The organism is Halorubrum alkaliphilum (genome assembly GCF_017873815.1).
Taxonomy (GTDB): Archaea; Halobacteriota; Halobacteria; order Halobacteriales; family Haloferacaceae; genus Halorubrum; species Halorubrum alkaliphilum.
On sequence record NZ_JAGGKQ010000024.1, the window covers coordinates 26,018 to 43,634 of the forward strand.

General features: G+C 56.3%; 18 protein-coding genes, 1 tRNA gene and 1 pseudogene. 9 read left to right on the forward strand and 11 right to left on the reverse strand.

Annotation, left to right across the window (positions count from 1 at the left end; translation table 11 throughout):
* Positions 1–99: 99 nt before the first annotated feature.
* Positions 100–174: transfer RNA gene (locus J2751_RS12705), tRNA-Glu, on the forward strand.
* A 221-nt stretch (positions 175–395) separates the two neighbouring features.
* A complete protein-coding gene (locus J2751_RS12710) occupies positions 396–1,523 on the forward strand; it encodes a tyrosine-type recombinase/integrase (protein ID WP_209486527.1) in 1,128 nt (375 codons plus the stop codon).
* Positions 1,524–1,546: 23 nt separating this feature from the next.
* Here J2751_RS12710 and J2751_RS12715 read toward each other — a convergent pair whose 3' ends face one another.
* From J2751_RS12715 to J2751_RS12735, 5 genes are all read right to left on the reverse strand, one after another.
* Entirely contained in the window at positions 1,547–2,872 is a 1,326-nt protein-coding gene (locus J2751_RS12715) for a tyrosine-type recombinase/integrase (protein ID WP_209486528.1), read from the reverse strand.
* 814 nt (positions 2,873–3,686) lie between these two features.
* Positions 3,687–3,827, reverse strand: coding sequence for a hypothetical protein (locus J2751_RS12720; RefSeq protein ID WP_209486530.1), 141 nt, complete (start codon positions 3,825–3,827; stop codon positions 3,687–3,689).
* Between the two features lie 25 nt (positions 3,828–3,852).
* On the reverse strand, positions 3,853–4,341 hold the full coding sequence (locus tag J2751_RS12725) for a type II toxin-antitoxin system death-on-curing family toxin (RefSeq protein ID WP_209486532.1): 489 nt from the start codon (positions 4,339–4,341) through the stop codon (positions 3,853–3,855).
* A gap of 102 nt (positions 4,342–4,443) precedes the next feature.
* Positions 4,444–5,352 carry an ADP-ribosylglycohydrolase family protein gene (locus tag J2751_RS12730; RefSeq protein WP_209486534.1) on the reverse strand — a complete coding sequence of 303 codons (909 nt, stop codon included), beginning with the start codon at positions 5,350–5,352 and terminating at the stop codon, positions 4,444–4,446.
* Between the two features lie 43 nt (positions 5,353–5,395).
* Positions 5,396–5,665, reverse strand: a complete 270-nt coding sequence (locus J2751_RS12735) for a hypothetical protein (protein WP_209486536.1) — start codon at positions 5,663–5,665, stop codon at positions 5,396–5,398.
* Positions 5,666–5,858: 193 nt separating this feature from the next.
* On the opposite strand from J2751_RS12735, the gene J2751_RS12740 reads away from it, so the two are divergent.
* From J2751_RS12740 to J2751_RS12750, 3 genes are read left to right on the forward strand one after another with little or no spacing between them, the layout of a single operon-like run.
* Positions 5,859–6,521 (forward strand): P-loop NTPase family protein, encoded by a 663-nt coding sequence (locus J2751_RS12740; RefSeq protein WP_321168743.1) that lies wholly within the window; start codon positions 5,859–5,861, stop codon positions 6,519–6,521.
* Entirely contained in the window at positions 6,521–6,802 is a 282-nt protein-coding gene (locus J2751_RS12745; RefSeq protein ID WP_209486540.1) for a hypothetical protein, read from the forward strand. The genes J2751_RS12740 and J2751_RS12745 overlap by 1 nt, the downstream gene beginning before the upstream one ends.
* Entirely contained in the window at positions 6,786–9,002 is a 2,217-nt protein-coding gene (locus tag J2751_RS12750; RefSeq protein WP_209486554.1) for a type B DNA-directed DNA polymerase, read from the forward strand. Before J2751_RS12745 ends, J2751_RS12750 begins: the two co-directional genes overlap by 17 nt.
* Here J2751_RS12750 and J2751_RS12755 read toward each other — a convergent pair.
* Positions 8,999–9,220 (reverse strand): hypothetical protein, encoded by a 222-nt coding sequence (locus J2751_RS12755; protein WP_209486542.1) that lies wholly within the window; start codon positions 9,218–9,220, stop codon positions 8,999–9,001. The genes J2751_RS12750 and J2751_RS12755 overlap by 4 nt on opposite strands.
* Before the next feature lie 193 nt (positions 9,221–9,413).
* Positions 9,414–10,037, reverse strand: coding sequence for a peptide-methionine (S)-S-oxide reductase MsrA (locus J2751_RS12760; protein ID WP_209486544.1), 624 nt, complete (start codon positions 10,035–10,037; stop codon positions 9,414–9,416).
* A 425-nt stretch (positions 10,038–10,462) separates the two neighbouring features.
* On the opposite strand from J2751_RS12760, the gene J2751_RS12765 reads away from it, so the two are divergent.
* Together J2751_RS12765 and J2751_RS12770 are read left to right on the forward strand one after the other, a co-directional pair.
* Positions 10,463–10,789, forward strand: coding sequence for a hypothetical protein (locus J2751_RS12765; protein WP_209486546.1), 327 nt, complete (start codon positions 10,463–10,465; stop codon positions 10,787–10,789).
* Between the two features lie 278 nt (positions 10,790–11,067).
* Positions 11,068–11,889, forward strand: a pseudogene (locus tag J2751_RS12770) (IS5 family transposase).
* Between the two features lie 43 nt (positions 11,890–11,932).
* Here J2751_RS12770 and J2751_RS15900 read toward each other — a convergent pair.
* Both J2751_RS15900 and J2751_RS12780 read right to left on the reverse strand, forming a co-directional pair.
* Positions 11,933–12,259 carry a DUF5615 family PIN-like protein gene (locus tag J2751_RS15900; RefSeq protein WP_209486547.1) on the reverse strand — a complete coding sequence of 109 codons (327 nt, stop codon included), beginning with the start codon at positions 12,257–12,259 and terminating at the stop codon, positions 11,933–11,935.
* Positions 12,256–12,486, reverse strand: a complete 231-nt coding sequence (locus J2751_RS12780) for a DUF433 domain-containing protein (RefSeq protein WP_209486548.1) — start codon at positions 12,484–12,486, stop codon at positions 12,256–12,258. Before J2751_RS12780 ends, J2751_RS15900 begins: the two co-directional genes overlap by 4 nt.
* A 513-nt stretch (positions 12,487–12,999) precedes the next feature.
* Here J2751_RS12780 and J2751_RS12785 point away from each other — a divergent pair.
* Both J2751_RS12785 and J2751_RS12790 read left to right on the forward strand, forming a co-directional pair.
* Positions 13,000–14,382: an ATP-binding protein gene (locus J2751_RS12785; protein ID WP_209486549.1), complete on the forward strand. Its 1,383-nt coding sequence runs from the start codon at positions 13,000–13,002 to the stop codon at positions 14,380–14,382.
* Positions 14,383–14,971: 589 nt separating this feature from the next.
* Complete coding sequence (locus J2751_RS12790; RefSeq protein ID WP_209486550.1) at positions 14,972–16,210, forward strand: glycosyltransferase family 2 protein; 1,239 nt, start codon at positions 14,972–14,974, stop codon at positions 16,208–16,210.
* On the opposite strand, the gene J2751_RS12795 is transcribed toward J2751_RS12790, so the two are convergent.
* Together J2751_RS12795 and J2751_RS12800 are read right to left on the reverse strand one after the other, a co-directional pair.
* The gene (locus J2751_RS12795; RefSeq protein ID WP_209486551.1) at positions 16,199–16,981 is read right to left on the reverse strand and encodes a glycoside hydrolase family 16 protein; all 783 of its coding nucleotides are present in this window, start codon (positions 16,979–16,981) and stop codon (positions 16,199–16,201) included. The two genes, J2751_RS12790 and J2751_RS12795, sit on opposite strands and share 12 nt — an antisense overlap.
* A 135-nt stretch (positions 16,982–17,116) precedes the next feature.
* The coding region (locus J2751_RS12800; protein WP_209486553.1) for an IS66 family transposase at positions 17,117–17,617 on the reverse strand (501 nt) is incomplete at its 5' end.

The window sequence follows — 17,617 nt, forward strand, 5'->3', positions numbered from 1 at the left end:
GAACGCTACGTGAGTACGGTAAACCGGGTCACGGCGCGGTTGAAACGGAACTGTTTTAATTTGGACTATCATACCGATAATCGCGTAGAAGCGTAGCACGCTCCGGTGGTGTAGTCCGGCCAATCATATTGCCCTCTCACGGCAATGACCTGGGTTCGAATCCCAGCCGGAGCATTTCTTTCCTTCCGCCGTCTTGCAGTTTTCGCTCGTGAACTAGAGTGAAATAAACCTATGATCACGGGCAATCACGTTCGATGGACCAACTCACCCCGCTGCCGTCCTGCGATTAGCAGGAGCGCGAGGGCAATGAAGTTCAGTACACTAAACCCGACGCCGTCTTGCGATCGGGGCGAATCGACGGGCAAGAACCTGGGTCCCCTGCGAGGTGGCCGGCAATGAAGAACGCCGACGAGGCAACGACGCCTCTTGAAGGGGTTACAGTCATCACCGAACCTGTTGCTGACCTGCTCAACGAGCGGCAACAGATCGACTACCGCAACCAGCGTGAACAGTGTTTAGAATGGCTTCTCGTGTTCGGCAAAGATCCGAAGAAGGCTGAGGGGTACGCACGGACAACCGTCAGTAATCGCGCCTACCGTATGGACCAGTTCTACCGGTGGGTGTGGGACCATGAAGGTGGGTACACGACGAACGTCACGCACGACCACGCAGATACGTACCTGTTGTGGCTCGCCAAGCAAGAACACAGCAACGCTCACAAAGACAACTGTCGGAAAGCACTCCAGATGCTATACAAGTGGCGTGAGCACGAACACGGTCTTGACGAGTGGGAGCCGGAACTCTCGTTCAGTACCGGGCATAAGACGACCGCGCCGCGCGACTACCTGACCCGTGAAGAACGTGGTCTGATCCGCAGGGCGGCACTCGAACACGGGAGTGTTCCGTCGTATGGGAGCCTCAACGCTGAAGAGCGCGACCGGTGGAAAGCCTATCTCGCTCAGCGATTCGAAAAACCGAAATCGGCGGTGGTTCCAGCCGACTGGGAGAAGGCCAACGGGTGGAAAATCCCGAGTCTCGTCACCGTAAGTCTCGATGCTGGACTCCGCCCGATCGAAGTGGAACGCGCCGTGACGAGTTGGGTTGACATCGAAAACGCCGTCCTACGCATTCCAAAAGAGCAGTCATCGAAAAACACTGGCCACTGGGTTGTCGGACTCCAAGACCGGACCGCAGAGACGCTCGACAGGTGGCTCGAACAACGCAAAACCGATCCAAAATACGACGATACGGACACGATCTGGTTGACCCGCCGTGGGAACACGTACGGGTCGGCCGCACTGCGGAAAGTCCTTCGCCGTCTCTGTGATCAGGCGGAGATCCCCTACGGAAACCGGCAGATGAGCTGGTATTCGATACGGCACTCAACTGGCACGTATATGACTCGGGAGGAGGACCTCGCCGCAGCGCAGGCGCAGCTCAGACACAAGAGTCCCGAAACGACCATGAAATACGACCAAGCTCCCGTCGAAGACAGGCAGAACGCGTTAGATCGGATGGGGTGATCGGTAGCGACCGCCTGCGATACTCAAAGTTCTTCAGACAGTATTTTTCGAGCGATTTCAACCCGGTCATCCTGTGTGTCATCGATGAACACGTCGATGTGATCTCCGTGAGCGTGTTCTGACGAGTGACTCGACTCATTACGGGGGGTTGGATCCGGCTGTACCGGGTCATCCGCGTACGGGTTGAATTCTGGATCCTCCGCAGCGCGCTGCGAGACATCAGTTATTTGTTCAAGTGTATGCCGACGACTCTCGATGGTGGATTCGCCGTAGGTCTGCTTCGTCGTCTCGATGTACTTGTGACGCAGTTGATCGCGGGCCTGCGAGATGTCTTCTGTTTCCTCGATCGACTGCCCGAGGTTGTGCCGGAGGCTGTACCACACGATCTTCCGGTCTTCGTGGTCGATCCCGGCTTCCTCGCAGAGTCGTCGAAGCAGGTAGCACAGGTTCTTCGAGTTGTACGGGTTCCCTTCGCGGTTGAGCCACAGGTGGTTCGTACCGTCGTACTTCTCGTAGTGCCGTCTCTCTTGGATCCATTCGCTCAGGAGATCTCCCGTCGCGTCCGTGAGCGGGAGTTCCGACGTTGGCCGATCTTTCCCCGCGTCGTCCTTTGTGATCTTGAGAATGTTCCGGTTCGACTTGTACCAGTCGGTTCGCGCCCGCCCGACTTCAATCGGGATGATGCCCGTCTCAAGGGTCACGGCAATGAGCGACCCGACCTTGGTACTGGTGTCGGCGCGCTCCCAGTCCTTCCGCGTCACCTCGGTCTTCGGTTTGCCGAGTCGTTGCGCGACGAGGCTGCTGATCTTCTCGCGCTCTGTCTCGGTCGTCTCGTAGTAGGACGGCAACGACCCGTACTCGTTGGCGGCTTGCAGCACTTTCCACCGCTCTTCGAAATTCAGGCGGTCCGCATTCTCGTGTTCGCCGTCCGAGAAGCTGATCCGCGGCCGCCACTGCTCGGCGTCGCCTCGCTGGTCGTGCTGCCACGTGAAGTACTTGATGAGAGCGTTCGAGAACTTTCGCTTGCTGGTCTCCTGGTACGGGTCACCGTTCCGCTGGCAGATATCGTTCTGGTCTAACCACTTCACGATCAGGTCCGCTTGGTCGTGAGTGATCACCGTCGCATCTGCAGGTTCGATTCGGCCGATGACGAACCTGAATATCTGGTCGATCCGTCGATAGTAATTGGTCGAAATGGAGTCGGACAGCGGTTTCTGTCGATCCGGGTTCTTTCCCTTCGTACGCATCCAGTTGTGGAATGCATTGAGCTCATTCTCAACGGCGTTCGCTTCGTCACCGAGCGCCGCCGCAAGCTCGTTCGTAATCGATTTTCGGTTCTTGTCTGTCATTGAAGCAAACAAGTGAATTATCCAGCTACTTAAGAACCCTAGCCCTCAGCAATTTTTGGAAATCCTGAACGGGCTACGTGACCGGTACAGCGTGTTTCTGTCAAAATGCGCGATGATCGTGATTTTGGTGCGAATGATACGTGCCAATAGATGCGTTACAATGGGTTATATCGAATCAAGGAGAATACCTGCGGCTTTAGACGCAGGATGAATATGACAACAGAGAATCAGTCTACGCTGCGATAGCCAGTCCGAGATTTCGTAATCCTCACTTTGAACTGACAGGCAACGCTACATAGAGGCAGGAATCGGTTGGAAACAGAGCGATTCCCGCCAGTCCGACGATGGCGGCCTGTCCGCCCCAACAACCAAGCAGTAATCGGAACCAGTTGATGACCGCCGTCCTCTCACAGAGTACGAGTGGAGTTGACTGCTGTACGCACCACGGAAGTAACTCCGAATCCGTTGAGATCTGCCGGACTCCCCGAGGCAAAAACAACTCCGGGAGTCCGAACACGACGGAGGATAGGAGTACCGGGGGCTTGGCACTCCCAGCAGTCCCACCTGCCACAGTCCGCGAACCTCACACGGATTCTCACCGTGCCCGAGGTTCGATGGAACTGCAAACCTGAAATCTCCAACGCTCAGGATTCCTCCGCGTTTACGCGGAGGAGGATGTCAATGAGAGTTCATTCACTCAACATTGTCGCGTGGACCGCTCAGCACACACAGAATCTAAATCGAGTCCAGATCCACTTCTGCTCATCTCGATACAACAGTCACCACAGAACCCTACCGCTGAAATCTAGACGCGTTACTCGTTCTCAAGCGCGTCGTAGATCTCCCGATTCGCATCCCTATCAGCTGCCGCAACCCGCCGGACAAGCTCGCCTCGGATATCTTCCATCACTTCGTCAAGCGGAGGTCGAGACTCTGTACCCTCCTCAGTTGCCATATGTACGTTCTCGTTCTGAGCGCTGTTAATCGTTCGGATCCGACGAGCCACCGGTCAGTTCGTCGACGCCGTACTGGATAAGATCCTCGCGCCACGCTTCGATCTCTCCTTCGAGGTCGATGACTTCGGTGTGAGTACGAAGATATTCGATAGTCTCCGTATCGTCAACTGACGTTTCGTCGGTGCCGAACTGCTTGAGAAGCGACCGTATTTCGTCGTCGTACGCGAACCGGTATCCGTTGAGAAAATAAAATACGGTCGTCGTGTTGAGAGCTGTACGCTTGTTCGCGTCGACGAACGGATGATTTGCTACGAGGAGTCGAAGAAGATGAAATGCTTTCTCGTGAATCGTCTCCGGAGCGGCTCCAAAACTACCGTCTTCGATGTAATTCAGGACGAACTCGATATCACCACGGTTCTGCACGCCAGACGGCGTGTCAGAATACTCCGAGACGATGTCGTCGTGAATGGCGAGAACATCCTTCACTGACGGATACCAGAACGAATCAGCCATTCACCCAGACGTTGATGCTATCCCAGTGTAATCCTTACTATCGACTAGGTTAGAACATGCGTCTGTGTTTCCTGATCAATCCACTCCCCCAACTAGAGAGAGCTACATCCCCACAACGAGCCGGTCTGTCAACTCCTCGATTTCCTCAGCTTCCCTGACAGCGGACACCCACCGGTCCGGAAGCTGTGACGCTCCGAACCGCGCACCGGCGACTGCGCCAGCAATCGCTCCAATCGTATCGGTATCTCCGCCGCGATTGACCGCCGTCACGATCGCTTCCTCAGCACTGTCCGCGACGAGGCCATCGTGGAGTGCCGTCTGCAGCGAATGGACGACGTACCCTGACATTTCCAGCGTGCCGGGTGAGTCGCCACGAGCGAGTGGTTCGAGCGCCGTCACGAACTCCTCAGGAGCATCTGAACTGACGTAGTCGAGGGCATCCTGTAACGGCGTGGCCGCGTCTTCGAGTAGGCCAGCTATCGTGAGGTTCAGAATCGCGCAGCCCTCGGTACACCGCGGGTCAGCGTGCGTGATCTGGGAAGACTGCCGACTCACTTCGGTGAGTCGGTCCCAGTCCGTCGTGTACGGGATGGCGAGCGGTGGACACCGCATTACACTCCCATTCCCTGCGTTCTGGCCTTCAGGACTGCTCTCCCAGACCTGCTGGCCTGCCTCGTCCCACGAATCGCCGCGTTGGAGGCGGCTGAGCGACCGCCTCGTCATCCCCCCTATGTCGAACGGGCCACTATCGTACCACGCAACGAACCGCTCGGCAATGTCCGCCGGATCGAACTCTTGTTGCTCGGCGAGACTTCGTGCGATACACAGCGCCTGCTCGGTGTCGTCCGTGATCGTCCCGGCGGGCTGATTCCACGTCCCGTGCCCGATCATCTCGTTGAGCTCCCCGTGTTCACGCTGGATATCGGACTCGGACTGAAATTCGACTGGCCGGCCAAGCGCGTCCCCACACGCCAACCCGAGCATGACTCCACGGACACGATCCGGATTCATACGCAACACAACGATGACGTCCGAGAAAAGGGTAGGGTGGTCGTCACTCGTCGGGTTTCGATCCGGTACGGAGGGTCTCCCGGTACGCGCCCCGCGCTTGATACATCTCCACTCGTTCCGCTTCCGTCATCGTATCGTGTTCGTCCGCATCGTAGAGCGGGAGGTCCTCTTTTTCCGGCATTGCCATCACCTGTCCGAGCGGATAGCGTTGCTCGTAGTAGTTCTCTAACACCCAGTCTTCGCCGTGTTCGTCAACGGCTTTCTGAATGTACGGGGCAGCTTCCGGGTACTCGTCGGCGAGTGTCTCAGTCATTGGGAGTCGTGTGGTGGTAGCGTTGTGTGGTTCTGTGGGTCTATGGGTGCGGGTCAGGCGTCAGGGGATTCGGCGAACGAGTTGTTCTGGCTGTCACTGTTCCACTTCCAGTTCCACTCCGCGTGTATGGCTCACCCCTTTGAATATCACGCGGCAGGTAACGAGTATGAACACATCTCAACGACAATCACCCGTGGAGTTACCGGAACTGGATACCGGACTCACGCTCGTGGACGTGGGTTCGGATCTCGGCGTAACCCCAGTCCAGTCGTTACTGCTTGACCGCGTGTTCGCCGGGGACGGCGACGCGTACTGGGTTGACGCGGCCGGCACGGCACAGACCACACGGCTTCGTGAACTCGCCCCCGACAAGCGGTACCTTCACCGGGTACACGTCGCTCGCGGGTTCACCGCGTATCAACAAACGTCGCTGCTTGACCGGCTCACCGGAGACCGCGTCACGACCCCGAGCGTCGTGGTTGCGACCGGGATCGACCGGCTGTATCGAGACACCGACGTACCGGCGACCCACGCGCAGGATCTGTTGGTCCGAGCGATCGCCGCGCTCGCACGCGTTGCGCGTGTTCATGACGTCCCGGTCGTCGTGACACGATCGCGTGCCGACGAGTTCACGCGACCGCTCGTGAATGCAGCGCAGACACATCTCCAGTGGGAGGACACGCAGTTCGGGCCGCGATTCACCGACGCGGCCGGCGACGTCGAGACGCTCGTGTATCACCTTAGCGACGGGTGGGTGCAGACGACGCTCGCGTACTGGCAGGAAGTACTCACCCATCGAGCACGGATGCACGACGCGTCGGTCGTAGGTGAAGAGGCGACGTCGGGGAGTGTCTGATGGGGCGAACCACCCCGACATACCGCGACACGCTGCGCGCGATCGAGGACCGCTGGGGGCCGTACCGCCGGACGCTGCGCCGCCGCGATCAACCGCGATTCGACCAGCTGTTCGTCTACGCCCGCACCCACGCCGACGCGGCCGGGATGTTGAATCACGACGACCGGTTCGCACCTCTGCTCGTGAGTATCGCCATCGAGCAGGAACGCCGGATCGACGAACTCGAAGCCCACATCACCGAACTCGAAAACCCCACCAGTCCCGATTGTGCTGACCGTTGACTTCCACTCCTCTGGTGACGTCGTTCACTGGGCACTCACCGACGACGGCGTCACCCGCACGGTCCACAGCGAGTACACGCCGACGCTGTTCGTCGGTGACGCAGTCCGTGACTTGTACGGGCGGCGCGGCGGCCCGACCCCAACACCACCGGACCGTGACGGACTGTCGGAGTCGCTCACCGATCTTCAAGCGTTCCTCACCGGGCAAGACGCAGTTGTCGACATACAGTGTGAAGCCCACCGGCAGACGTTTCGAACGGCTCCGCGGCCGCTTCTCCGGATCGACGCGGCCAGCGTAGACGCCGTGCGACGCATCGCACAGCGCGTCCAGCAGTTCAACGGCCCGGCCGAGTACACGTGTTACAACGTTGATCTGACGCCGCAGTTCCGGTACTGCCTCGAAACCACCACACCGGCGAGCCCAGACCGGTCCGTCCGGTCACTCCGTACACTCACGCTCTCGATCCCACCGCACAAAGCAGGACCCGACGCCCTGTCACACCTCACGATCGACGGTGACGCCGCCGGGCCCACACCCGAAGCCACCGTCACCGCCGTTGACCGAGCCGTCCGCGAACGCGACCCTGACGTCATCGTCGTGTCCACGGCGAAGCTCGTCCCGGTCCTGTTCGACGCCGCCGACACGCACGACGTACCGAACTTTGAACTCGGCCGCGCCCCCGGGTACACGAAACTCGCCGGGGAATCCACGTACACGAGTTACGGGCAAGTCGGGCACTCCCCGGCCCGGTACACGATCCCCGGCCGCGTCGTGATCGACGAGTCGAACACGTTCTTCTACCACGAAGCCGGGCTGCCCGGCTGCCTCGATCTCGTGAACCGTGCCGGACTCCCGCTCGAAGAACTCAGCTGGGCGTCGATCGGGCGCGTGCTCACCGCCATGCAGATCCGTGCCGCCCGCGACCGTGACGTCCTCGTCCCGTGGCAAGCCTGGCGACCGGAACTCTTCAAACCCGCAGCCACGCTGGACGCCGCCGACCGCGGCGGCACCACGTTCGCCCCCGCAGTCGGCGTTCACGAGAACGTCCACGAACTGGACTTCGCGTCGCTGTACCCGAACATCATTCGAACCCGAAATATTTCCCCGGAAACCGTTTGTTGCGGGTGCTGCGACACTAACGACGTCCCCGGTCTCGGATACTCGATCTGTGAGGCCGACGGGTACCTCCCGACGGTGCTCGGCCCGCTCATCGACGCGCGCAGCCGCATCAAAGACCAGATCGAGGAAACGACCGACGACGTCGAACGCGACCGACTCGACTCAGCGTCGTCAGCGATCAAATGGATCCTCGTCTCCTGCTTCGGGTACCAAGGCTTCTCAAACGCGAAGTTCGGTCGGATCGAGTGCCATGAAGCGATCAACGCGTTCGCCCGCGACATTCTCCTCGATGCGAAAACCGCACTCGAAGACGCCGGGTGGCGAGTCGTCCACGGCATCGTCGACTCGATCTGGGTGACACCAACCAAGGATCGTGAACAACGCAATCTCGAAACGGTCGCCGCCGAGATCAGCACCGACACGGGTATCGAACTTGAATACGAATGCGCGTTCGACTGGGTTACGTTCTGCCCGATGCGTAACAGCGAGTCTGGCGCACTCACACGGTATTTTGGAAAGCGACGTGATGAGGCGTTACCCGTGTCGGAGGCCACGCTCGGTGATGCGATCAAAACCCGCGGGATCGAAGGTCGTCAACGCTCAACGCCCACATGGGTTGAAGACGTACAGGCGGAAGCCCTTCGCGTGTTCGATAAAACACGATCACCAGAAGCGGTGTGTGACGTGTTACGCCGTACACTCACGTCATTACGCAACGACGATGTTGATCCAGAGCGACTCGTCATCGACAATCGCGTGTCAAAACACATCGCCGATTACACGCACGAAACGCTTACCGTTGCCGCACTCAAGCGAGCCACACTGAACGGGACCGGGCTGTCACCCGGACAGACCATCCAGTACGTCGTCGTCAACAACAACGCACACGGTACCGAACGAGTACGGCTATCGTACGAGGACATCACCCGATACGACACTGACTGGTACGCCAACGCCGCTATACGAGCTGTCGAAAGCGTCCTGGCACCGATCGGGTGGCGAGAGGGAGAGATTCGAGACTACCTCACCGGCACAACGGATCAGACACTAACCGCATACAGTGAACGCACTGACTCCTAATCTTCTTCCAGGGTCACCGAAATCACGTCGGTGCTCGTGTGCGTGACAGTCGCAATGAGTTCCTCGTCGTCATACTCCTCAAGTTCATCAGCGGCTTCACGCACGGCATCGTAACCTTCGAGCGGTAAATCACCATCAGAGCTCCCGACAATCATTTCGCCATCTAATTCATGCGCATGAACCTCCGTCGTTTTCGTGCGTGCGTCATTCCGTGCCATGGATTCTGATCTAAACTAGCCCTCGGGTAGCAATAAAGGATCGCCGTGAGCTGGTCTTTCGTAAAGTATTGCTGAGGCTCTGTTGAAGTCCCCAGAAAGTAACAAACTCGAACCCGTCGCCATCAGAGAGCTGCAGCCTCTGTTTAACCGGCCTCATCGGCGATACTGTCCGTCATCACCCAATTCGTGAAGTCTATACTGTCCCCCGATCAGGTACCGGGAGCTCCTCAGCAATACCAACATCATGCCCGGCGGCGTACCCGTTCAGCTTTGCAGCGATCGGCGATTCCCGTAACTCGTCGTCGTCGTATCCGGCCGCCTCAAACGTGTCCATGAACGAGGAGACGGACCGGAGCTTGTACTTCTGGTGATAGTCTTCAGCGGGGTAGAAGCGTGAGAGCTGTTCGATACGTGTCCCGATCCCATCGGCAGTGAGTCCCCGTGTCGTGAGAAGCTCATCAAGGACTGCTCGTTGATCCTCCGACGCAGCGAGCACAATATTCTGATACTGTGTCTTTCTCGTCTGGTGCTGTGGGTTATGAGAGTTGAACACCCGCTCCAAGAGGGCTCGATACGGTATCGTGTCAGGGTCGAAATCGACTTGAACCACTTCCGTGTGGTCGCCTAACGCGTGATACGTCGGATCGAGTTTTGTCCCGCCGGCGTACCCGACACGAGTGCGAACAACGCCGTCCATCGCACCGAACTGGGCATCAGGCCCCCAGAAACAACCGATCCCGAACGTCGCCGTGGCAGTCTCCGCACTATCCATCGCACGACGATCGTACTCGCGTATCTGTGTTTGTGTGAGCGTCATTGGAGTCACCAGCCTAAAGAGTCGCCGAAGCGCGGGTCGTAGATCCCACCGCATCTACCACCAGTCAGGCTCGCAGTCGTAAATACTGCGTGTCGGTCTCCCAGCATGAGAACCACTACGAGTGTCTCATTACAAGCAACCCGGAACTGAATGGGCTGACCGGCATCGGCAAGCACTCACGATCCGACATACTCACGAAGATGTCCTTACTGACTACCAGTTCGAACTCCTACTGGAAGCATGCTGACGAGTTCACTAGCTTTCGCTCACTTCAGTAGATCATACTGGTTCTACACGGGCCCTAACTCATATCGCACCCCTTGAGAGAGGGTGACCTGTCTGGTAGTGCTACGTTCTTGGCCACTTGTAATGACAAGTAAGTACGCGTCATAACATATACGCCTCTCCATGTCGAACGTCAATGTATGGGCGGATCAAGCTATGACAAGACGATTCAGTTCCGTGCCGGAGCCGAAAAAGAGGCCGCGGAACTCCTCGATGAGATACACATCGGTGGCGTCAACGTGAGCGAACTCGCCCGCGTCGGCTTGGTCGAAATGCTCCGACAGTCATTAGATGAACAAGGCAAGATTACCGTGTACGAACGATACAGTCGTGGTGAGATCGGTGAGGACGTGGCCCGTGTCCTTCTCGGCGAGAAACTCGATAGGACGGAAGAAGAGAAAGAGTCGTTCGAGTCGGCTATGGAACGAGACACGTCTGAATTCCTGACGGGCAGCGATGGCGAATGAGGCTCGCTATCGGATACTGGCTGATACGAGTTCCTTGATCGCGGGCATGGCCGGCTCCTGTTTGCTCCGGGATCGGCTTGTAGCCAAGAAGAACAGCGTTCGCCAGCGGTAGCAACCCGTTGAGTGTCCCAACCAAGAGAAAGCGGCTCAGACACGCCAAAGGAGATGAGCACCAGTTAAAAACGGGTGTCATCGAATGGAGTTGAGGTTGAGATTACATACCAGTGGCTCTGTTGAAATCTTCAGAGAGTTACATGTTCGTCCTGTAATTCCACGAGATGAAGGCCCTCCCGAAGTCGCAGATTCTCCGGTTTACTGAGAAGGCGATTCATCTGGCACGCCGAGCGGTTTCTCGATACTCCTCGAAATTCTCTAAACACTGCTATACACTCCCTCAGCACGCTGTTCTGATCTGTCTCAAAGTGCGGAAGAACATGACCGATCGTGGTCTGCTTGACGAACTGATCGAGATGCCACGCATCCGTCGAACCCTTGGCTTATCCGAACTTCCTGCGCCTTCAACGCTCTGTAAGGCGTTCAACCGGCTTGATATGGCTGTGTAGCGTGTTATATTGACTCTCTCAACGACGCTACTTCCGACGAGCGGCGTTATTGGAGTTGATGCATCAGGGTTTGACCGCAGTCACGCTTCGAAACACTACACGAAACGCGCTGAACTCACGATTCAGCAGCTGAAGGTGACGTTACTGGTCGATGTGAAGGTGAACGCAATCCTTGATTTACACGTGACGACGACACGAAAACACGATAGCCAGATCGCTCCATCGTTGATCAAGCGCAATCCCGGTGATATTGAGATTCTGCTCGGTGACAAGGGCTACGACGACCAGAAAACCAGGCGACTTGCCCGACAACATGAGGTTCGGCCATTGATTAAGCATCGTGGGTTCACGCCACTCCACCGGGCATGGAATGTGCGCTTGGACACAGATCTCTACGGGCAACGGAGTCAATCAGCGACGGGTAACTCAACGCTCAAGCGGAAGTACGGTACGTTCGTCCGATCGAGACGCTGGTGGAAGCAGTTCCGTGAACTCACCATCGCCTGTCTCAGTCACAATATCGACCGATCACTCTGAGCGGTCAATACAGAGGGTCTATGGAACAGTTTGGGCTGACAGATCACAAGTACTGAATCGACTGATCGTCTTCGGATCGGTTCTGTAGGTGCTCATCAACGACTTTCACGACATCGCCGATTTGCCGTCCCGCCTGCTGTACGTAGATCAGCCCTCGATGTTCGAGTTCTTGACCTTCAGCGAGTGAGAGGAAATCATCGTCGAACGTCAGGAGAAGCCAGTCGTTTGCGACCGCGTATCTCAGCTGCTCGCGGTCTGAATCACCAAGGGTGCCTTCATTTCGAGCAGTGTGAACTGTCCACCCGCGTCTGCTGAGTCCGTCAGCAACAGGAAGCCATATACTCTCGTCACAATATAGCGGCCGTGTCATACGGATGCCGGTTCAGACGACGCCGATCGGAAGTCGTCGATATGATCGTAGTAGTACGCGAGCGCCCGATGGACATCACTGAGACTGAGATCAGGATACAGTTGTGTAATCTCGTCGGGGTCGTAGCCGCTGTGTTCGTACGCCGAGGCGATATCTTTGACACGGATTCCCGTCTCCTCGATTGTCGGCGCACCGTCACTGTGTTCGGAGTCCCGGACGATTCCCATACCACAGATTGACTATACACTAACTTGAAATACGTGGTTGAGACCGCCACACCGATTCGCTCCGCTCAACACGCACTCTTCAGTGACCGGCTGTTTCAGGTGAGAACCTATCTGAAGAATAGGATTTCAACAGAGCCACTAAGCATATATTTTAACGTAGTAGTTTTCACTTGATAATCAGATATTAAAATCAATCTCAAATGGAAGGTCCCCGACCAAGGGACCGACCAAGAACATTCGACTGAATTTAGTCTACGCCGAATGGAATAGGCTAAATCCAAATCAATCGAGAGCAGCTAGCATGTTATAGTTGGCGGCACGGTTTTGTTGAGCGTAGCGCGGCACAGACATACTCATAATCAATTTACGGAGAATCGAAGAGAAAGCCTCGCCCCTCAGCGCGGGGAGGATGTCAGGTCTCACAGCAGAATCGTCTAGAAAAGAAATCATAGATTTGGAACTCATGATTTCTGAAATCCAAAATTCTATTTACATGGGAATGGTGTCGCACGTATGGGGCACTTCGTTGATCGGGGTGCGGAACTCGGTCAGCTCACGGACTGTTACGAGTCTGAGACGGCAGACTTCGTCGTCATTTACGGACGCCGTCGCCTCGGCAAAAGCGAGCTGGTCCGTCAGTCCATCGCTGATCGTGACGACACCGTATACTACCAGGCAGTCGAATCAACGGCACCGAACCAGCTCGAACAGTTTATTGATACTGCCACTACACAGTTTCCGTCGCTGCGGAACGTGCGTCGGGACTGGGAAGTACTCCTCGAAGCACTGGGCGAGGAGGATGCCGTTGTGGTCATTGATGAGTTCCCGTTCCTCATCGACGAGGATAACTCGCTGCCATCCCGGATCCAACGCGTCTGGGACACGGCGTTACAGGAAACGGGGATGACGCTCATTCTCGTCGGCTCGTCGATCAGCGTCATGGAAGACAAGGTACTCTCCGGTAGCGCACCGCTGTACGGTCGCCGAACAGCAACGATTGACCTCGCACCGCTCTCCGTTGCCAACGCACGCGAGTTCTTCCCGGCGTACACCCCCGAAACCGCCATCACTGCGTGGTCGATCTACGGTGGCACGCCGTACTACCTCCAAACCATCGACCCGGACCAGTCGCTCGGAACGAACGTACAGCAAACGATCCTGTCGGAGCGCGGGCTCCTGTACTCCGAACCTGAGTTCTTACTCCGCACCGAACTCCGACAGCCGAACACGTACTTCAGTATCCTCCGCGCACTTGCTCACGGTCGCCGCACCCCGAACGAGATCGCGGGAATGGCCGGCGTCGATTCAGGATCACTGAGCACGTACCTGCAGAAACTGCGCCGACTCCGCCTCGTCGAGCGGCACATCCCAGTCACTGAATCACCGACATCGTCGAAACGCGGTCGATACCGCATTGCGGCACCGCTATTCCGGTTCTGGTTCCGATTCGTCTACGGCAACCAAGACCAGCTTCACGTGCTTGGCGACGATGCGTATGATGAACTCGTCGCCCCTGACATCGCGGATTACGTGAGCCCGTTATTCGAACGCCTTTGCCAACGTACGCTCCCGGAGCTCGTAGACCGCCCGCTCCGTGATGTCGGACAGTGGTGGTTCAAAGAACACGAGTTGGATGTCCTCGGCCTCACAGATGCGGGACTCGTTGCCGGGGAGTGTAAGTTCACTTCTCACCCCGTCAGCGAAGGCGTTCTCGCTGATCTCGAACGCACAGCATCGGAGGTCCAGTGGTCAAAGGAACCCGCAGACGGAGAGACGATGTATGTCCTGTTCAGCCGCTCCGGATACACTACCGATCTCGAACACACCGCTGCGACCCGCGATGACGTGTCCCTCTTTGAGTTGTCCGATTTGATCACGACTGATCCCACATCCTGATGAATTGGCTCTGTTCAAACCCTCAGGAAAAATCCATTTTGACGGGGTGAGATCCATACAGGGAACTCACGGAACGCTCAGTACAGGAGATACATAGACCAAAGCTGGCCTACACCCCTCTCACTTCTGTTAGTAACGCCTTGCGAGATACAGAGGTTGTAGTCAGCATGAGAACTGCATTATTTTCCTCAAATGAATCCTGAATCAGCCGATAGAATATGCCTGCTTACTGAACAAGAGTTTTAAACAGTTGATATGACACGGACATATGGGGAGTTCAGGTGAGTCAAATAAAGGAATTATTTTGGTTACCATAGCCATGGCCATCGCGGGAGGAAGCATGCTAGTGAGGATTGTACAGGGTGATGGTGGTCTTTGGGCAGTTCTCGCTGTGCTTGCATGTCTGATCGCGGTAGCAATAGAGGTATCACAGTTGATTTCCCGGCACCTGTAGGCTTGCGCGGTGTGTCTATCATCTGTTATAATCACGCCCGAATCATAGCATACTAATTGCTGACAAATTAAGCAGTCCGGGACCGTCGTAATATCTCAACGATGTATTTATTTGATCTGTGATCGTACGGATTATGTGAATAATATTCTCCTTTGGCTGACGGTGGATTTCGGTTATTCAGTTATTGTATGGACGATTTTGCTGATTTTCTTTATTGCGACAGTGTATTGGCTATTCGAAATGCTGGTGGTAGGTCGAGCATCCTGTGGCCCGCTCGAATACGGACCAGAAGATGTCGAAGTCCGTATTATGACTATTGACGCTGAATCCGTTGTCCAAGCCACGGTTGATGTACTCCCTGATAACTTATCGGCAGTTCGCGTCATCGCTGAGCGAGACATCAATATACAGCGGGCAACAGTTCATGCTGTTCCAGACGATTTTGTTTGCGAAGCTACTCGGAAGGGCCGCGCCATTGAATGGGCACGCCAACAGATCCCGTGTGAAGCGGAGTACGTGCTGTATCTTGATGAGGACACGTTGCTTGAGGATTTTGAAGGTCTCCCCGACGCAGATCTGATTCAGTTATCTGAACATCCGATTCGGAGTGACTCGTGGCTTGCCTATCTGGCAGAGATTTTCCGGATGGGATTCCAGTACGAACAGGCGACATTCCCTAGGTTCCGCTACCCGATGTATGCGTGGGGAGGTGGTTTTGCGATCAGGAAGACCGTCGAGGATCAGGTGACGTGGAATGTGAACTCAGTTACAGAGGATACGAATTTCATTTGGCGAGCGTTCGAGGATTCGTCACGAGATTTGGCGTTTCTCCGTGTACGGGCGATGAATCAAGCGCCACCGTCCGTCCGTGAAATGATTCATCAGCGGCGGCGATGGATTTCCGGCGCGGCGAACGACTCACACCTGCTTCCATATCGATACCAGATACTGTCGCTGCTTCGGAACGCGGCGTGGGGACTCGTATTTCTCTCCCCGCTACTGCTGATTCCGGTAGTAACACCGTTTTCCGTGGTGTTTTCTCCAGAATTATATTTGCTACTGTTTCAGTTCCAGCTCATCGGACTATTCGGCTGGGCGATCCTCGGCTACTGGTACTCTGGAGAGCGGCTTCGAGTCTTACTACTTCTGTTAGTTACGATCCCACTCGTAGCGGTTATCCATGCTGCCGGTGCTTTTTGGGCTATTGTTTCACCGACTACCAATTTTCGTGTAACACGGAAGGTTACTCCAACAAAAGTCAAAGACGAGGATGCTGCACAAGTAATACCGGCGGCGGCGCAGACGGGACAGAATCGGAGAACCGAAATGGAGACGGAAACTGCGGAGAACAGCGACTCGTCTTCAGAAACGTAGTGTAGACACCTTGACCCAATCAATAACGAGCCGTTCCGTCCATGCGTGAGTGAGGTCTGCCCGTCCGATTCGGTTAACATGATTCGAGAATACGAGCCCAAATGGCCGAGCCGTGGGTGCTGTGAGTGAATCGATCATCGCTGGTGGTGACGAGCGCGTTGCGACTCTCTCTCCGTTGAAATACCACTCAACCCGATCTTCGAACCACGCACAACCATACCGATTGAAACTCTCGGTCAGATCTACCCCGACATCAACCGCTGATGGTGCATCTTCGTGTGTCTCTCTGTCATCCGGCTCTCCCGAGGTACTCCAGTGAACATTCACGTTCAGCGACTGCCGTTCCGTTTCGGAGTCATCTCCACGTTGAAACAGTTCGACGATATCGATTTCAGGTGGCCAATTCATGTTTGCGGGGTGCATCCAGAAGGCAGGTAACACTCCCGTTCGACCCGGGAGCTTGAGCCGAGCTTCGACGTACTGGCCGGGAGACGGATCAACCGGGATCCCAACGGCGGGATGATGGGATTCGTCACCGACGCTTGAATTTATTACTCCTTGATAGCAACCGGACGGGCCAGTACCCTCGGATTCAATCTCTAAAACACAGTGATCATTTTCCACGAATACGTGGTCGGGGCTAACGGTTGCATCGTCGTCGGGGATCCAATCATCTCGATCAATAAAGCCGACACCCCACCGATCCGGATCGAACCGATCCCACTGCTCTTCGACGACAACTGTCCAGTCGCCGTCGGGTCCGTCTGACATGGTCCCTCCTCGTATCGTTTCGAGACAGCCACATATAGACAGCGCCCCCAACACGGTGAGCGCTCCCCGTCGGTTGACTCGGTCACGCTTCACAACACGGTTCGTACGTGTCCAGATTATTAATTTCGTACGTGTTTACCCCGAGGTCTCGACAGCCGGCACAGCGTGAGCCCGTGAGATAACCTCATTATTGCTGACGACTCGACGAAGTTCTTCGTATGGATTGCGTCCCTGCTGGCGCCACGTCGCCAGCAGGGACAAGACCGTCTCGTGAACGAACATTCCACGGTCATTACGGAGCGTTCCGATGATTTTCCGGAGAACCACTGGCTCACGAAGTGCGTTCTCTGCGGCATTGTTTGTCGGAGAGACCGCTGGCTCACCGACGAAGGTGAGCCAGTGGTCGAGACCTCCTTCGATCTTCCCCAGCAGTGTTGCCACTGGTCCGTCGGGTACTGACCGGTCAATCAGCGATTCAAGCTCTCTCCGCGCCACACGCTGGAGCTCTGCTCTCTCACGAGGACTTGGGTCGCTCTCCAGCCGAGCCTGGAGAGCGACGTATACCTGTCTGAGAGCCTGGTAGATCGGTTCACCTTCTGGCTGCTTTTCGGCGGCGTCCTCAGCCTCTCGAAGAAT

What these genes read in the sequence shown, in the direction of transcription:
- J2751_RS12710 (WP_209486527.1), top strand. Translation starts at nt 396, where the DNA reads ATGAAGAACGCCGACGAGGCAACGACGCCTCTTGAAGGGGTTACAGTC.
- J2751_RS12715 (WP_209486528.1), bottom strand. Translation starts at nt 2,872, where the DNA reads ATGACAGACAAGAACCGAAAATCGATTACGAACGAGCTTGCGGCGGCG.
- J2751_RS12720 (WP_209486530.1), bottom strand. Translation starts at nt 3,827, where the DNA reads ATGGCAACTGAGGAGGGTACAGAGTCTCGACCTCCGCTTGACGAAGTG.
- J2751_RS12725 (WP_209486532.1), bottom strand. Translation starts at nt 4,341, where the DNA reads ATGGCTGATTCGTTCTGGTATCCGTCAGTGAAGGATGTTCTCGCCATT.
- J2751_RS12730 (WP_209486534.1), bottom strand. Translation starts at nt 5,352, where the DNA reads ATGAATCCGGATCGTGTCCGTGGAGTCATGCTCGGGTTGGCGTGTGGG.
- J2751_RS12735 (WP_209486536.1), bottom strand. Translation starts at nt 5,665, where the DNA reads ATGACTGAGACACTCGCCGACGAGTACCCGGAAGCTGCCCCGTACATT.
- J2751_RS12745 (WP_209486540.1), top strand. Translation starts at nt 6,521, where the DNA reads ATGGGGCGAACCACCCCGACATACCGCGACACGCTGCGCGCGATCGAG.
- J2751_RS12755 (WP_209486542.1), bottom strand. Translation starts at nt 9,220, where the DNA reads ATGGCACGGAATGACGCACGCACGAAAACGACGGAGGTTCATGCGCAT.
- J2751_RS12760 (WP_209486544.1), bottom strand. Translation starts at nt 10,037, where the DNA reads ATGACGCTCACACAAACACAGATACGCGAGTACGATCGTCGTGCGATG.
- J2751_RS12765 (WP_209486546.1), top strand. Translation starts at nt 10,463, where the DNA reads ATGGGCGGATCAAGCTATGACAAGACGATTCAGTTCCGTGCCGGAGCC.
- J2751_RS15900 (WP_209486547.1), bottom strand. Translation starts at nt 12,259, where the DNA reads ATGACACGGCCGCTATATTGTGACGAGAGTATATGGCTTCCTGTTGCT.
- J2751_RS12780 (WP_209486548.1), bottom strand. Translation starts at nt 12,486, where the DNA reads ATGGGAATCGTCCGGGACTCCGAACACAGTGACGGTGCGCCGACAATC.
- J2751_RS12785 (WP_209486549.1), top strand. Translation starts at nt 13,000, where the DNA reads ATGGGGCACTTCGTTGATCGGGGTGCGGAACTCGGTCAGCTCACGGAC.
- J2751_RS12795 (WP_209486551.1), bottom strand. Translation starts at nt 16,981, where the DNA reads ATGTCAGACGGACCCGACGGCGACTGGACAGTTGTCGTCGAAGAGCAG.